At 62.5% G+C, this 15,909-nt stretch carries 13 protein-coding genes and 1 pseudogene; 9 read left to right on the top strand and 5 right to left on the bottom strand.

The window, feature by feature from the left end:
- Window positions 1–22: 22 nt before the first annotated feature.
- Together DEM26_RS19885 and DEM26_RS19880 are read right to left on the bottom strand one after the other, a co-directional pair.
- The gene (locus DEM26_RS19885) at window positions 23–739 is read right to left on the bottom strand and encodes a hypothetical protein (RefSeq protein WP_109173275.1); all 717 of its coding nucleotides are present in this window, start codon (window positions 737–739) and stop codon (window positions 23–25) included.
- A 704-nt stretch (window positions 740–1,443) separates the two neighbouring features.
- Window positions 1,444–2,463: a nucleotidyltransferase family protein gene (locus tag DEM26_RS19880; protein ID WP_088736293.1), complete on the bottom strand. Its 1,020-nt coding sequence runs from the start codon at window positions 2,461–2,463 to the stop codon at window positions 1,444–1,446.
- A 372-nt stretch (window positions 2,464–2,835) separates the two neighbouring features.
- Here DEM26_RS19880 and repA point away from each other — a divergent pair, with 372 nt between their 5' ends.
- The 3 genes from repA to repC all read left to right on the top strand — a co-directional run bounded on the left by repA (window position 2,836) and on the right by repC (window position 6,357).
- On the top strand, window positions 2,836–4,011 hold the full coding sequence (repA, locus tag DEM26_RS19875; RefSeq protein WP_078523248.1) for a plasmid partitioning protein RepA: 1,176 nt from the start codon (window positions 2,836–2,838) through the stop codon (window positions 4,009–4,011).
- A gap of 4 nt (window positions 4,012–4,015) precedes the next feature.
- Window positions 4,016–4,966 (top strand): plasmid partitioning protein RepB, encoded by a 951-nt coding sequence (gene repB, locus DEM26_RS19870; protein ID WP_109173274.1) that lies wholly within the window; start codon window positions 4,016–4,018, stop codon window positions 4,964–4,966.
- Between the two features lie 176 nt (window positions 4,967–5,142).
- Entirely contained in the window at window positions 5,143–6,357 is a 1,215-nt protein-coding gene (gene repC / locus DEM26_RS19865; protein ID WP_078523246.1) for a plasmid replication protein RepC, read from the top strand.
- Window positions 6,358–7,915: 1,558 nt separating this feature from the next.
- Here the strand turns inward: repC and DEM26_RS19860 are convergent.
- Window positions 7,916–8,953, bottom strand: coding sequence for a tyrosine-type recombinase/integrase (locus DEM26_RS19860; RefSeq protein ID WP_078523245.1), 1,038 nt, complete (start codon window positions 8,951–8,953; stop codon window positions 7,916–7,918).
- Window positions 8,954–9,190: 237 nt separating this feature from the next.
- On the opposite strand from DEM26_RS19860, the gene DEM26_RS19855 reads away from it, so the two are divergent.
- The 5 genes from DEM26_RS19855 to tnpC all read left to right on the top strand — a co-directional run bounded on the left by DEM26_RS19855 (window position 9,191) and on the right by tnpC (window position 13,232).
- Window positions 9,191–10,075, top strand: a complete 885-nt coding sequence (locus DEM26_RS19855) for a DUF1403 family protein (protein WP_109173273.1) — start codon at window positions 9,191–9,193, stop codon at window positions 10,073–10,075.
- Between the two features lie 2 nt (window positions 10,076–10,077).
- Window positions 10,078–10,665, top strand: a complete 588-nt coding sequence (gene scpB / locus DEM26_RS19850) for an SMC-Scp complex subunit ScpB (RefSeq protein ID WP_109173272.1) — start codon at window positions 10,078–10,080, stop codon at window positions 10,663–10,665.
- A gap of 177 nt (window positions 10,666–10,842) precedes the next feature.
- Window positions 10,843–11,256 carry an IS66-like element accessory protein TnpA gene (gene tnpA, locus DEM26_RS20930; RefSeq protein WP_369907881.1) on the top strand — a complete coding sequence of 138 codons (414 nt, stop codon included), beginning with the start codon at window positions 10,843–10,845 and terminating at the stop codon, window positions 11,254–11,256.
- Window positions 11,256–11,606, top strand: coding sequence for an IS66 family insertion sequence element accessory protein TnpB (gene tnpB / locus DEM26_RS19840; protein ID WP_088725149.1), 351 nt, complete (start codon window positions 11,256–11,258; stop codon window positions 11,604–11,606). The genes tnpA and tnpB overlap by 1 nt, the downstream gene beginning before the upstream one ends.
- A 54-nt stretch (window positions 11,607–11,660) precedes the next feature.
- Window positions 11,661–13,232 (top strand): IS66 family transposase, encoded by a 1,572-nt coding sequence (tnpC, locus tag DEM26_RS19835; RefSeq protein WP_088736363.1) that lies wholly within the window; start codon window positions 11,661–11,663, stop codon window positions 13,230–13,232.
- A gap of 368 nt (window positions 13,233–13,600) precedes the next feature.
- On the opposite strand, the gene DEM26_RS19830 is transcribed toward tnpC, so the two are convergent.
- Together DEM26_RS19830 and DEM26_RS19825 are read right to left on the bottom strand one after the other, a co-directional pair.
- Window positions 13,601–13,867 carry a hypothetical protein gene (locus tag DEM26_RS19830; RefSeq protein WP_109173271.1) on the bottom strand — a complete coding sequence of 89 codons (267 nt, stop codon included), beginning with the start codon at window positions 13,865–13,867 and terminating at the stop codon, window positions 13,601–13,603.
- Between the two features lie 311 nt (window positions 13,868–14,178).
- A complete protein-coding gene (locus DEM26_RS19825) occupies window positions 14,179–15,246 on the bottom strand; it encodes an IS110 family transposase (protein WP_109173270.1) in 1,068 nt (355 codons plus the stop codon).
- A gap of 272 nt (window positions 15,247–15,518) precedes the next feature.
- On the opposite strand from DEM26_RS19825, the pseudogene DEM26_RS19820 reads away from it, so the two are divergent.
- A pseudogene (locus DEM26_RS19820) lies at window positions 15,519–15,909 on the top strand (IS5 family transposase); the annotation flags it as partial.

Here is a 15,909-nt window from a genome sequence, read left to right as displayed (position 1 = left end):
AGTTCGTTCGCTATATGTTCCTTCAAATGTCCATATATGCACGTTCGGGCCTGTTGGGCCTATAAGTCACGTGGCTTGCCACTTGGAAAACCACCCCGGCGGCGACGGCACTGACACCGTCATAATGTCCGAGACCGATCGCGAGTGCGGGCGCGCCCGTGCCGCGCGGATTGGCCGTCAATGCGGAAACGGCAACGCTCATCGCGCTCATCGTCGTGAGATCATTCTCAAGTCGGTCAATGCGTTGCGACTGCGCCGTTGCATCACCGCTCAGACGCGACAGCTGCCCGACAGTGATTGCGTCGCTCGCTTCAATTCCGTCGGCGACGTTGGAAATTCGCCGCGTCACGCCCGATGATCCGACAGAAACCTGCCCTGCAGTCGCCGTGCTGGACTCACCCAAGGTGACACCGCCGTCTCCAGCCAGAAACCCGACGAACGGTGCGTGAGTGGTGTACGTGCCCGAGGCGGTGATTGGGTTGCCGCTCTCGTCCTGCGCGACGACCGGCCCGGTATTGATGACGTATGGACCGCTCGAGCCGTAACTGGCATAGCTCCCGGCAGGCAGGTAGATATAGGCGTTTCCGTCCAGCGGGTTCGAATCCAACGTCAAGGTGGCATCCGTGCCGCCGGGCGCATACGCGGATCGCGTTGCAAGCGTTGCGAAATCTGCCGCAGCGACCTTGAGGCGCCCATCGGTTTCCACGGTCCCGTTGAGCGCATAACCCGTGACAGCCACCGGACCGTCTGAATAAGTCCCGCTTTGCGGTGCATCGAAGAAGAAGCGAAGAAGAAGCCGGACAAGCCACCGTTTGACGATTGGTTCGCGGTCATCCGCATGCCGTCCGTCGAGCCGAACGCGATACGTGTGTTGTTTTCACTGAGGACGAGCGCTTCAGAAGGTGCACTCGGCGCACAGACCGACGCAAGCATTGCCCAAAACAACCAGATCGCCCGAATATACCTGCGCAGCGGGCGCCGCGCTTGCTGCGACGATTGCAGCTTGGGCTACCAGCCCGATCAATCCACTTCTCAAAGTCCTTTACCCCAACTTCGCGCGAAAATAGCGCCACCTTAAATCGGTTCCTTTTTGCGCGCCTTTACCCCACGAGCGCGATGAGTTTTTTCTTAGACCAACACCTTAATACATGAAAACAGCCAAAGTTGCTGGGGTGCGAATGAGGCCGGACTGTTGCGGAGCTGCAATGAGTGGTGTTGACCGCGCCTCTGGCATTGCGGGGGAAGCTGCGCGGGCGGGGCCGATCCGCTTAGCGTGAACGTTCGCGCCGCTCCCATGTAGGTGGCCCCGATCGCGACGGGAGCTTTCATTTCATTCGCGAGCAGGGCGAGAGAGGCGCGTTGGTTGCGGAGAGTTTCCTCGGTTTAAGCGCCAGTCGATTGATCCGCTGGACCGACGTGGCGCCAAGGGGGGCGCTCCCTGCCCTACCCAAGATCCGCGAGCCGCGCCGCCGTCTCCGGCATCCGGGCAAGCGTCGCCTCCAGCCGGGTGCGCCAGCGTGGGCCGCGGGATTGGGCGTCCTGCCAGGCTTCGGCCAGCTCGTCGGGGCGGTCTTGCGCCAGCACCTCGATCAGGAAGGCCGCCTGCGCCCGGTCCTTCGCGGATTTGCCCCGGTCCGGGCCTTCACGGCGGCGGTCTGCCACGATCAGCTTGTGGATCGCGAACCGCTCGGGGCGCGGGATCTGCACCAAGACACCGGAGCGGTAGAGCGCCACTGCCGGGATCGGCTCCGCGATCAGGTAGTTGAGATAGTTCAGCGCCTGCGCGGAGACACCGAGCGCAGGCAGCGGTTTCACCGTTTCGTCGCCGAAGGCGGGCGTCAAGAACTCCACCATCACCTCGGATCGGCTTTGCCGCCATTTCCAGACCTGTCGGTCCTGAAGCCCGGGAACAGGGTCGAATTTCAGCGCTGATAAGATATCGCCCGGTTCTTCCTCGACCCGGTCCTGCAGTGCGACCGACAGCCGCTGGAAGCTCGCAAGGTCGATATCGCCGGTCTGGGCCAGCGTCTCGGTATCCATCCGCACGCCCAGCTCGCCTTGGTAGAGCGCGAAGGCCGCGGTTCCGATCAGCGTGCCGCCAAGCCGGAACATCCCCGCCCGCGCGAAGGCGAGAAACAGCGAGCCGGTCTCGCGGTCGGTGGCGATATAGCCCTCGGCGCGCAGAATCCGGGTCAGCCGCGTCATCCGCTGCCGGCGCGCCTGCGCATCGGCTTTAAGTGCCGCCGCCCGCGCCAGCCGATCGCGCAGCTCCGGGCTGTCCTCGCCGAGATAACGGCTGCGCGTTTCGGTTCCGATTCGCAGCCGCTCGTAAAGATAGGTTCGGTCGCCGCGATGACGCTCCTCGATCGCGCCGGTGACTTCGGCGGCGCGATCGTCGAGATGCAGCCGTAGTAGATCCTGATAGGCCGTCTGCGCGGTCTGACTATGCGAGATGATGTCCATTGCGGTCTCATGTGCGACAAGTTTAAGTCTGTCGCACATTGGTGCGTGTGCAACAAGTTATAATTTGTCGCACACGCCTATCCCAGTCCCAGGCCGAGCTGCGGCACAACCGTGAGAGAATCGGAAAGAGGCTGGTTGTCGCGAAGAGCCTTTCGGCAGCCATCTCACCGCTCCGGGTCAATTTACGCCAACCAGACCCTTGGTTAGTGTCTTCGCGAGCACGTTTCGCTAGATATTGGTCTCGAATTTGTGGGATTCTGGTCGCGCCTCCCAAAAAACTCTTGCCAGACTCGGTTCGCTCAAGTGAATTATACGGAAAAGAACGAATGAGACGCCTAAAAGCGTAACAAGTGCAGAGGCGAGAGGGCAGAGATGACGGAACATATGCGGATCGATCAGATCGTCGGACAACATGCTGAGCGTTTGTCCGAACAGCTGCAAGAGCACCGTCGTGCCCTTTTTCCCCCGGATACCAAGCGGGAATTGCGCAAGTTCACCTCCGGCGAGGTGGCACAGCTCCTTGGCGTGAAGGATGCTTACCTGCGCAAGCTGCATCTCGACGGGCGCGGCCCCGAACCCGAGATTCGCGCGGGCGGGCGGCGGTATTACAGCCCGCATGATGTTCAGGCGCTGCGCGAGATGCTGGAAAAAGGCGCCAAGACGCCCGGCACCTACCTTCCGGGGCGGCGCGAGGGCGATCATCTGCAGGTGATCTCGGTCATCAACTTCAAGGGGGGGTCCGGCAAGACCACTACCTCGGCACATCTGGCGCAGAAACTTGCGCTCGACGGTTACCGGGTGCTCGCGATCGACCTCGACCCGCAGGCCTCGTTCTCCGCGCTGCACGGTTTTCAGCCCGAGTTCGACCTGCTCGACGGCGGCACGCTTTACGACGCGATCCGCTACGACGACCCAGTGCCGCTGAAGGATGTGATCCAGAAGACCTATTTCACCAATCTCGACATCATCCCCGGTAATCTCGATCTCATGGAGTTCGAGCATGACACGCCGCGGGTGCTTGCACAGGGCTCGCGCGAGCTGTTCTTCACCCGGGTCGGCGATGCGCTCGGCACGGTGGAGGCGGACTACGACGTGGTCGTCCTCGACTGTCCGCCGCAGCTGGGCTTCCTGACGATGTCGGCGCTTTCGGCGGCGACGGCAGTGCTGGTGACGGTGCATCCGCAGATGCTCGACGTGATGTCGATGTGTCAGTTCCTGCTGATGACCTCGAACCTTCTGGGGGTCGTGGCCGAGGCGGGGGGCGACATGTCCTATGACTGGCTGCGCTATCTCGTGACCCGCTACGAACCCGGAGACGGCCCGCAAAATCAAATGGTTAGCTTCATGCGCTCTATGTTCGGGGAGCATGTGCTGAACCACCCTGCCCTAAAGTCCACCGCGATCTCGGATGCGGGAATCACCAAGCAGACGCTCTACGAGGTGGAGAAATCGCAATTCACCCGTTCGACCTATGAACGCGCCCTTGAGAGTCTCAATTCAGTGAATAGCGAGATCGAGGACCTTATCCAGAAAGCGTGGGGGCGCTGATATCATGGCACGCAAGAACCTGCTCGACGGGCTTATGAACGCAAGAAACGAGGCGGAGGCGAGCGCTCGCAAAGCTGCCGGTGCCCCTGCCCCGGCCGACAGACCCGCTACATCGCCGCCGCGGCGTCAGACCGGCGCGATCGGCGCGGTCAGCCAGTCGCTGGCCGAGCTGCGCACCCGCGCGCTGGTCGAGGTGCCCGCCGACTTGATCGACGATGCGGGGCTAAAGGACCGGCTCGATACCGACCCCGAGGGGCTCGCCGAACTGGTCGAGAGCCTGCGCGAATACGGGCAGCAAGTGCCGGTGATGCTGCGCCACTCGCCCAATCACGAGGGCCGCTACGAGATCGTCTATGGTCGCCGCCGCGTTCAGGCGCTGCGCAAGCTGGGCAGTCCCGTCCGCGCGATGGTGCGCGATCTCGACGACCGCTCGCTGGTTGTGGCGCAGGGGCAGGAAAACGCCGCGCGCAAGGATCCGAGCTTCATCGAGAAAGCGAACTTTGCGCGCCAGATGGTCGAGGGCGGCTTTGACCGCAAGGTGATCTGCGACGCGCTGCATGTCGACAAGACCGTCGTCAGCCGGATGCTCGCAGTGGCCAAGGAAGTGCCGGAGCCGGTGATCGAAGCGATCGGTGCGGCGCCTTCGGCCGGGCGGGACCGTTGGCTCGCCTTGGCGCGACGGATCGGCAAGCGTCCCGTCGATCAGGTCGTGGCGCTCGCGTCCGGAGACAGCAGCGATGCCCGCTTCCAGACCGTGTTCGACGCGCTTGCGCCGCAACGAGCCCCTGCCCCAACGCCCGAGAAGATCACGACGAAAAACGGTGCGCTTCTTGCAGAGGCGCAACGGCGTGGAGGCAAGCCCGTGATGACGCTCCACGATGATAGTTTCGCCGACTGGCTGCGCGAGAATATGGCGCGGCTCCACGAAGAATTCTCCCGCAAAGACGGGGAATGAGCAGAAGACCGCAACGATAAAAAGGAGGCACATCGAGACAAAAAAAGAGACCCCCCAGGACATGACATCCCGAAGGGCCGTTCTTTCTCGCACTCTGAACGTATCCTGAGCAGTTGACTCCTGTCAACAACCGCCATGTCCGCGGAGCGATCTTTCATGTCTTTGTGACAGACAGGATGCAACATATCTCACAAACCCCGTTCGGGCGGAGCCTGAACAAAGGGGATTTGAGGGCCGCCGAGATGCTCGACGCGCCCCTGCCCCAGCTTGCCCGCGACAAATGGGCCGTGATGCGCGATCTGACGGTCGCACGCGCGGCGTTCGGTGTCAGTGATCGCGATCTGGCGGTGCTGAACGCGCTGCTGTCCTTTCACCCGCACCCGACACTGGCCGAGGGCGACGGCACGATCGTCTTCCCCTCCAACGCGTCGCTCTCCGAGCGCGCCCATGGGATGCCTGAGAGCACGCTGCGGCGGCATCTGGCGGCGCTGGTGAAGTCCGGCCTCGTGATCCGCCATGACAGCCCCAACGGCAAGCGCTACGCCCGCCGCGCCGGCGAACAGCTCCAGGTGGCGTTCGGCTTCGATCTGCGCCCGTTGTTGCTGCGCGAGGCGGAGATCGCACAGGCCGCGCAGGCGGCCCGTGAGGCTCAGGCCCGCTACAAGGCGCTGCGCGAGGCTGTGGTGCTGATCCTGCGCGATGTCGCTCAGTTGATCGAGTATGGCCGCGAGGCGGTCTCCGCGAACTGGGACGCGCTCTCCGACATGCTGGCACTGATGAACCGCGAGATGCGGCGCAAGCTCGGGCTCGAGGAGATGACAAACATGCATCTTCGCGCGAACGACCTGCGGGAAAAGGCTAAGACCTTTATTCCGAAAGAAAAAACAGAAGATATGAGCGGCAAAGACGTCAATAGTGAGCGGCACATACAAGATTCAAACATAAGTCTATACGAATCTGAATCTTCCAAAGAAATGGAAGAAGCTGCGGCGGGGTCACCCCTGCCCTCCTCGTTAGACGATTTGGAGCCGTGCGAACCAGAAAAGGAAGCCGAAGCGCCGAAATTGCCGCTGTGGCTTGTTTTGCAGGCCTGTCCGGATGCACGAGACTATTCGCCCGAACCGATCCGGTCTTGGGACGATCTGATTGCGCGGGCCGAGTTCATTCACCCGATGATGGGCATTTCGCCTTCTGCCTGGGCGGAGGCCGCGCGGCATATGGGTGCCACCAACGCGGCGATCACCGTCCTCGCGATGCTTCAGCGCTCCGAGGAGATCCATAACCCCGGCGGCTACCTTCGCGCGCTCTCGGGCAAAGCGGCAGACGGCGGCTTCAGCCCCGGTCCGATGGTAATGGCCCTGATGCAGACGCGAAATGCAAGGGCCCTGTGATTTCTGCGCTGCGGGTGAATGGTGATTGGAGCTGGAGGACGAAGTCCCCGCGTGGGCGAGGTCCCTCCCCTTTTACAAGGCGAGGTATCGTGAAGTATTATGCATGATGTTTCCGGCTGATGCAGCTTCTTCCCTATTCCGCTCGAAAATCTGGGCTTTTGCGACTGGGAATGGCGCTCCCGAGCCGCGTGACGGTTGAACGAGTTTCAGGTCACGAGTTCCACTTGTTGCGGTGCCTGCTTGCCCTCAGCTGTTGATTTTACGTGTCGACGGGGAAAATGGGAGAGAAGGGAAAGGGAAGGAGCACAAAGCAGGTGTCGGAGTTGGGCCCCCTGCCCTCTCCTTTGATGAGCCTGGTATTACCGTTCGCGACGAATGCCGGACGATGCCGCCGCCTGGGCTTGGCCTGGCCATTTTGCGGCAAACTTGGGGAGAAAGTTGCCGCGGCATAGACCGACTTTTTAGGGCGTCGAGATTTCGCACGATGCGAGAAGACGTTTGAGAGACGTGGGTAGATCTGCCCCTCACTCTAGCTGGGCATGCGTCTTCGTGTCTGACCTCAACGGTGGCTGGACGATTCTGCGCGCTGCGGTTTCGTTTAGAGAAGGGCAAGGCGCCCTGCCCTTCTTGGTGTAGTCCGACAGTTCTGCTTCGGCTCCGTCGCATGTCCGTTGATCGTTGACGGTGATTTCAGCGCGCAGCCTGAATGTTGACAGCAGTCAACTTGGCGAAGGTTTTCTCAGGAAGTGAGAACGGTCTCCGTCGAGCTTTCGTTGGTTGACCGGAGGTGACTATCTCGCGGCCTGAACTTTCAAACGTTTTTCGGAAGATCGGACCACGTCCCTGCCGATCATTGGATTTACCGAGTGAAAAACAGTGCCCCTCGATTGGAAACAGGTTCGTCGAGTTGACGGCTGTCAACTTTGGCTCTGGGTGCTCGAAGCATCGACTTCCCTGCCGATCCTCCGTTTATAAACGGTGTCTGCGCGTTGAAGTTGGCCTGTCGCGCATCTCGCCTTCCCAAGGTGCGCCGAGCGTGGAGCACAACTTGCTCCGGCGCCTACTTGGCGTGCGGCGTGCGTCGTCGTGCATAATAGACTGAGGCCTCGTTGCCGTCGCGCCTTAGCTTGAGGCGCGAGTCATACGAACTCTCGTAAACGGCCAATTAAGTAGATCAATTTGCCGCTGCCGTTTGAGCCTGTGATTAACTCGGTCTCCCGGCGCGCGCCTGAGAAGATGTCTCCTAATAGCATGTGTTTCTCGTTTGCGCTCTCTGTGAATCGCCAGACTGGTGAGCTCGTTTCCACCGTGGGAGACACTCAGCTCACTAATGCTCTTGGATGCCGCGCGTCAGCGATGCGGGCATCCAACTTCGCGTGCCGCTGTTGTTCACATTCAAGCTTCGGGAAATTCTCGATCCGTTAAACCTGTGCGACGCGACATCCACGGGACCGCTGCGTCGCAATGGTCGGAAAGAGTGGGAACTTCGACTGGCCAAACGGACGGATGCCTACGGCGCGCCCAGTTGACGGCTGTCAACTTCCTCAGTGAGCCGCGCTCAGAGCCCCGCCGCCTTCGTGAGGTTCACCCGGAACCGATCGCGGCGGCGTTGGTAGCGGCGTGTCATTTCCGCCGAGGCGTGGCCGAGGTGTTTCTGCACATGACGCTCGTCCACCTCGGCCCAGCTCGCGAGACCCGCGCGCAGGCTGTGACCAGAGAACAGTGCGAGCCGTTCCGTCTCGGGCAGGTCGCTGCGTATGCCCGCTGCAAGAACGGTCTGCTTTATCAGCCGGGCGACGTGGCGATCGTTGAGCCGCGCGTCGAGCGCTCGGGTCCCGTCGCGCGACACCCGTACGAAAAGCGGACCGAAGCCGATTTTAGCGAAGTGCAGCCACTGCTCGAGCGCGTGGACCGGACAGCTCTGATCCGAGGTGCCGCGGCCGACCTCGACCTCGCGCCAACCGGTCTTTGCGTTCAGCGTCAGCACCACGCCGTCTTCCAGAATTTCGACCCAGCCACGGCCATTGATCGTGTCGTCGCGCGCGTGATCAAGGCCCGTAATTTCCGACCGTCGCAAACCTCCGGCGTAGCCGAGCAGCAGGATCGTGCGGTCGCGCAGACCCCGCAGATCGTGGGGCAGGGTGGCCGCCATCGCGAGGATCTCCTCGGGGGCGATCGCCTCTTTCTGTTTCGGCGGGCGCGCATGACGACGGCGGATGCCGGCGAGCACCGTCGCGATATGCCGGTTGCGCCGATCAATGGTGAAGCCGCGCTGCGCCGCGTTCCAGGTCAGGCCCGAGAGCCGCCGTTCGATAGTCGGCACCGATAGGCCTGCCGTGTTGTCAGCCGGCGCGGCGAGGTCCGCGAGGTAGAGTCCGATCATCTCGGGCGACGGGGGCAAAGCGTCTGCGCCCTTCATCCGGCACCACCGCGCGAAATGCGCCCAATCCGCAGCATAGGCTGAGAGCGTATTGTCCGCCGCGGATTGCTGCGCATAGCCGCGTGCCGTTTCCACGAGGCGATCGAGCGCGCCGGAACCCGCGACATTCGCCGGCAGGGCAGGGGATGCGTCGTTGAAATCGGGGCTGTCGCTCATCGGATAGGCTCCTGAAGGCACGGTTCGTACGGCTGTCAACTCTCTGGTAACTGATTGCCCGGCGGATATCGGTCGAGCCTCTCGGCATGTGTTTTTCCGCCAAATTCCCACGGGATCGAGCTTAGTCGGCTTTAGTCCGATAATGCAAGATTATTGGACATAACGAAGACTAACAAAGCGGGGCGGTTTTGGTGCAATTTTCTGGAGAAAAGCGCCGCGGCGGGGTAGGCTCAGGACATGACATCGCTGGTGCCCGACATCTCTGACGCTTACGAAACCCTACCGCACCTGCCGGCTTGGGTCACGCAGGGGCATCGCGAAACCCCTGAAGATGTGGCGTATTTGTCGGGCGCGACGCTGAGCCACCTGCATCTGGTGTTTACGCGCGACGACGTCCCCCATGGCTTGTTGCGCGAACGTCTTGCTTTGCGCGCGGCGGAACTCGGCGTGACCCATTCGGGCCGCCCCGAGCGTGCGCCGGACCTACGCGACGCGGTAAACCTTTTGCGCGACGGGGATCTGCCAGGACCGGCGGGCGAGGTCTATCTAGCATGGCGGCGCGCGGTGGAGCGGCCGATCTCGGTCGCGTCGCTGCATCGTGCACTGCCCGGTCATGCGCTGGAGGCGCTCGAACTTTGGTTGGCAGCGGGGCAGGGGGCTCCGGTCGCGCGGGCGGCGGGCGTTCTTGAGGCGGTTCTTGCCGAGGCTCCGCGCGCGCATCTCGCAGCGCTGATCCTCGCCGATGCTGCTTTGGCGCAGGCGCTTGGTTGGAGCCATCTGGTGCCGCTGCTTTCTATAGGCTTGAAGCGTGCCGATCTGCGCCTGACGGGGGCGCAACTGCACCTCGCCTGCCATCGCGCATTGCACATTGCGGGGATCGAGGCCGTCCAGCTGTTAACCGACCTGACTCGCCGGACCGCCCGGCTGCGCGCCGTGGCGCCGAAGCTGCGCGCAAAAGGGGCGGCGGAGGCGGTGGCCCTGTTCCTTACTCGGGACGCGGTTGCCCCGACCGCGCTGCCGTTGCCCGATCGCGCCGCGCGACGGCTTTGCGACCGGCTCGTCCAACTGGGGGCGATCCGTGAGCTGACCGGGCGCGATACCTTCCGCCTGTATGGTGTGTGAGCATGGCGAAGGACCAGACACCGCTCGACCGCGAGCTTGACGAGTTGCCGCCCGAGTTGCGCTGGCGTGAATGGATGCGGCGGATCGAGGCGGTGCTGTTTGCCTCAGCGACGCCGGTGCCGCGCGACGATCTGGCGCGGGTGGTGGGGCAGGGGGCGTCGGTCGACCTGTTGATCGCCGATCTCTCGGCCGACCTGGAGGGCCGCGCCTTCGAGCTCGCGCGCGTTGCCGATGGCTGGATGCTGCGGACGCGGCCCGCCTATGCGCCCGCGATCCGGGCCGCGGCGGATGTCGGGCATCAGCTCTTCGATCTGAGCGAATTCGACATCGCCGTGCTCGCTGCCATCGCCTACCACCAGCCGATCACCCGCGACGGGCTCAAGGAAATTTTCGGTAAGGAAATCAGCCGCGATCTGACGGACCGTCTGCATGGGCGCGGCCTGATCGCCACCGGCCCCCGCGCCCCGCAACGCGGCGCGCCGTTTACCTTCGTTACCACCGACCGGTTCCTCGCGGCCTTCGATCTGGAGACACTTTTAGATTTGCCGGAGCGGGAACAACTCGACGATGCCGGGCTGGGTCCGGCGTAGTGAGATGCGTGTGATGGTCGTTTAGTGCGGCTTCTAACAGTCATATCGTGACAGATCTAATGGACATTTGGTGGCACCGTTCTCACGTCGCCTGTAAGCGGTGTCTGAGCGGCACGTTGTCTGCGCCGGCGCGGACTGCGAGGTGATACCCATCTCAAGATGGGAGTGCGTTTCGCAATGGATGCTCAGACTGCGTTTCTCAGTTCGCTGGGAGTTGAGATCTTCGAGAGCGGGCACCGCCGGTGGCCGGAGAAGGTGAAGGCACAGGCTGTCGCGGAGACACTTGAGCCGGGCGCGACGGTCAACGCCGTGGCGGCGCGTTACGGGATGAAGCCGAACCAGTTGTCGGCGTGGCGATGCCTGGCCAAACAGGGCAAGCTGGTCCTGCCGGCCGCCGAGATGTCGGATGAGCCGACGGCCTTCGCGCCGGTTGTCCTGTGCGAGCCGAAGCCCCCGCAGGCGCCGCAGCCCTCGGGGCGGTCGGACGACAGTCTGCGTCTCGTCTTCGGTGACGTGACGATCGCGCTTGCCGCCGACACCCCGGCAGTGCGGATTGCCGAGATCGTCCATGCGCTCGGGTCGTCCTCGTGATGATGCCGTCCCACACCGTCCGTATCCTCGTGGCGACCCAGCCGGTCGACTTCAGGAAAGGCCACGACGGTCTCGCCGCGCAGGTCGCATCGGTCCTGAAGGAGGATCCGTTCACTGGCACCGTGTTTTTGTTCCGGGCGAAGCGTGCAGACAGGCTAAAGATCCTCTTCTGGGACGGCACCGGGCTGGTGATGGCCTACAAGCGGCTTGAGGAGAGTTCCTTCATCTGGCCGGCGGTTCGGGACGGCGTGATGACTTTGAACCGGGCGCAGTTCGAGGCCCTGTTCGCCGGGCTCGACTGGCGCAAGGTGAAGGCCCTGGAGATCCGCCGCCCGGCTGCGGCAGAGTGAATCAGGCACGAGAAAGGGCGGGCCTTCGAGGCGGCTTCGGGGTAGCCTCCGGCCATGTCATCCACCGCGATCATTGACCTGTCCGCAATCCCCGAGGCGCAGCGCGAAGCTGTCGCCGCGCTGCTGCGCGAGCATGAGGAGCTCAAAGGTGAGAGGGTCAGCCTCAAGGAGATCATCAAGCGCCTCGAGCATCTGGTCGCCGAACTCAACCAGGCAGTCCACGGCAAACGGTCCGAGAAGCTCAGCGAAGATGACCGGCAGCTGGCGTTCGAGGATCTCGAGATTGCGGTCGCCGAAGCCGAGGAGAAGCAGGAGACGCAAGCGCCGTCCGAGAGCCGACCCGGGCGTGCAGCCCGGCGCAATCGAGGCAACCTGCCCAAGGACCTGCCGCGCATCGAGCGCGTGATCGAGCCGGACAGTTTGCAATGTCCTTGTGGCTGCGGGGAGATGCACAAGATCGGCGAGGACCGCACAGAGCGACTGGACATCGTGCCCGCCCAGCTGCGCGTGCTCGTCACGGTTCGCCCCAAATACGCCTGCCGCGCCTGCACCGATGGCGTGACCCAGGCGAGCGCCCCGGCGCATCTCATCGACGGCGGCCTGCCGACCGAGGGCGCCATCGCGCATGTCCTGATCAGCAAATATGCGGACCACTTGCCCTTGTATCGGCAGAGCCGGATCCTTGCCCGATCGGGCATCGAGATCCACCGCAGCACGCTGGCCGACTGGGTCGGCACCGCCGCATTCCATCTCGGTCCCGTCGTCGACCGGCTGGCCGAACATCTGAAGACGTCGACCAAGCTCTTCATGGATGAAACCCCTGCCCCTGTGCTGGATCCGGGGCGCGGCAGGACCAAGACGGGATATCTCTGGGCGCTCGCCCGCGACGACCGGTCATGGGGCGGAGATGATCCACCGGGCGTGGTCTTCTTCTACGCGCCCGGCCGCGCCGGGGAGAACGCGGAGAAGATTTTGCACGGCTTCGACGGCATCCTGCAGCTCGATGGCTACCAGGGTTACAACCGTTTGACGCGTCCCGCCCGCAAGGGTGGCAACCCGATCCGCGTGGCGCATTGCTGGGCCCACGCCCGGCGCAAGCTGAAGGAGGTCTTCGACCGCGACGGCTCCGAGATCGCCGCCGAGGGGCTGCGCCGCATCGCCGAGTTCTACAAGATCGAGGCCGACATTCGCGGCACGGCGCCGGGACAGCGGCTCTCGGCCCGGCAGGCGCGCACAGCGCCCCTCGTGGTCGAGTTCGGTGAATGGCTAAAACAGCAACGTCTGCGTGTCTCCGCCAAGTCGCGTCTGGGCGAGAAGCTCGCTTACATCCACCGGCACTGGGACGGGCTCCAGACCTTCCTGCACGATGGGCGGGTGGAGATCGACTCCAACAGCGTGGAGAACCTGATCCGGCCCATCGCTCTGAACAGGAAGAACGCATTGTTCGCCGGACATGACGAAGGCGGGCGCGCTTGGGGACGCATCGCATCGCTCATCGAGACCGCAAAGATCAACGGCGTCGAGCCCTTCGCTTATCTCAAGGCCACCCTCGAGGCCATCGCCGCCGGACATCCGCAAGGCCGCATCGACGAACTTCTCCCGTGGAACTTCAAGCCGTCAAGCTGAACCTGAGGTGGGATGCAGCCGCCGCTTACCGTCGCCTCGGACTCAGGGGCAGAGAATTTACGCGCTGACGCAGGCGGCGATTGTGACAGCTGAGTTTCGGAATGAATATCGAGTGGTGGATCGCTGCTCAGCATGAGGTTCACAGAAGCGAGAGGCGAGTTTCAGGGATTGCCCGGCGCTGAACCGATATTCGTATGAGTTGCGCAGAGATACGCCGAGCAACAGGACTTCGACCAGCTGCGGCGCACTGGTCGAAGTGGGAGTGGTGCCAGCGGATGCGTCGGCGAAATCTTCGGGCCTGTATCTGTTACCAGAATGAACACACCCTTGATCGCTCGTTGGGTCGGCGTTGAATTCTTGCCCCTGGGCTAAGCTTGCAAAGATGTGTGCTTGTGAACCGCAGAGCGATACGCTGCGACAAGGTCAGGCGCCGGCATCTCTCCGGCGAGCGATTCGCAGGTCTGAACGTCTTCGAGCGACAACTCCGAAAGAGTTACGATCTGTTTCTGGCTTAGGTTGGCTGCGTCGCGCAGAGCACGGAGTTCCATCGCAAGAGCGATCTTAGCCGGAAACTCAGCCTCGCGCTCCGCGATCTCCGGGCGCGCCTCAAGCATCTCGTCGTGAAAGCTCTTCATCCGTTGCTTATAGCATGGTTCGGGTGCTGGTGGGAGATTCGAGTTTGTGCGAACTTGGAGCAATCGGCCCATTTGTATGTGTCGGCTGCTGTTCGCAATTGAGAAATTGGCACGTTTTCGGAAATCGCTCATATGTATCCGGCCTGTTGATCGGCTCGCGGGCCGTGGCCTTGATGGGGTTACGCACGCGCCGTGGTCTCATTAGCGGATAGGTCATTACTGACCTTTAGGGCCGTCAGACTCTGGGGGCGTATATTCTCCGTTCCATGCTGTTATCTCTGTCGCGAACTCCTTGGTGACCTTGGAAGGCGTCAGATCGCTTCCATGGCCGCGTCTTTTGGCGCATCGAACCGGGTGCCGTGCCGCAGAAGGCTCCAGGCGGTTCGAGCGAGTTTGTTGGCAAGCGCGATGGCCGCCTTGTTTCGGGGCATGCGTGCCACCGCTTCGGTCAGCCACGGGCCGAAACTGAAGTCGGACCATCGGTGTGGCCGCATCATGATCACTTTCGCCGCTTGCACGAACAGCATTCTCAGATAACGACTGCCGCGCTTGGTGATCCTACCGAGAATGGTGCGGCCGCCTGTGCTGAATTGTCGGGGCACCAGGCCCACCCATGCCGCGAAATCGCGCCCTCGGTCGAAGGCCTCGCCTTGGCCGACAGCCGCGACCATCGCAGTCGAGATCATCGGGCCGATGCCGGGGATCGTCATGATGTTGGCGCAGTTCTCCTCGGTGCGGCTGATCTCTTCGATCTCGCCAGAGACATCCTCGATCCGTTTGTCCAGCCAGAGCCAGTCGCCATAGAGCCCGATAAGGATACCGCGCATCCGGGGCGATATCTCATCCCGTCGCTGTTCGAGGATCGCCTCGAAGGAGTTCTTCAGCGCCCGAAGTCCCGACCTGACAGTGATGCCCTGTTCGATCAGAAAGGCCCTGATCTGGTTGATGGTGGCGGTGCGCCGCGAAACCAGCCGTGCCCGGACCCGATGCAGGGCCTGAAGGTCGAGCTGATCTTGGTCCTTCTCTGAAACGGTCCGAAGGTTGGGACGCAACGCGGCCTCCGCGATCGCCTCGGCGTCATTGTAATCGTTCTTCTGCCCCTTGTTGAACGGCTTCACGTAGATCGCCGGTATGATCCGCGGTTCGAACCCCATGCTCCGCAGCGTTCGGCTGACAAAATGGGCACTGAGGCAAGCCTCCATTCCCACAATGCAGCGTGGGAGTTGCGCGAACGTGGCGTTCAGGGCCAAGCGCTTGATCTGTTTGCGCATGACTAACTGGCCGGACCGGTCGAACCCGACCATGTGAAACGTATCCTTCCCGATGTCGATCCCGACCACGGCGAGGTCTTCGATGTCTCCTGTCTTCTTTGAACACATAGCTGCTTCTCCTGGTTGCACGGTTGATCCCGGTTAAGGATAATCCAACGGTGGGGAAGCAGCCGACACATCCCATTAGCGGACATTCGAACGCGGTGCGGGCATAACCGATCCCAGTTCAAACTTGCCCTTCGACCTGAGCGCAGAAAATCGCGGCTGCCAGTCCTATGCTGCCTGTATTGCCATGCGAGGCTCACCTCGCGATCTAGGGTCAGGATGCATTGATTTCGGTCGCACTGCGTGATTCACGGCTCCGAAAACGAGCGGTGAACATGTCTGATCTTTTCTGGTTGAGCGATGCGCAGATGGCGCGTCTGGAGCCTTTCTTCCCGAAGTCTCACGGCAAGCCAAGGGTCGATGACAGACGGGTCTTGAGCGGGATTATCTTCATCAACCGCAATGGCTTGCGCTGGCGCGACGCGCCCGAAGTCTACGGACCCCACAAGACGCTATACAGCCGCTGGAAGCGTTGGAGTGAAAAGGGCATCTTCGCCAAGATGATGGCTGGGCTGGCGGCGGGACACGGCGAGCAGATGACCGTGATGATCGACGCGACATACCTCAAGGCTCACCGAACGGCGACCAGCATGGCCGCCAAAAAGGGGGGCGTGGTCGCCTGATTGGTCGGACCAAAGGCGGCATGAACACCAAGCTGCACGCGAT

This window comes from Thioclava sp. NG1, from assembly GCF_003122275.1.
Classification (GTDB): Bacteria; Pseudomonadota; Alphaproteobacteria; order Rhodobacterales; family Rhodobacteraceae; genus Thioclava; species Thioclava nitratireducens.
Note: the sequence above shows the minus strand (reverse complement) of the source record. Positions and strands in the feature narration are given on the sequence as shown.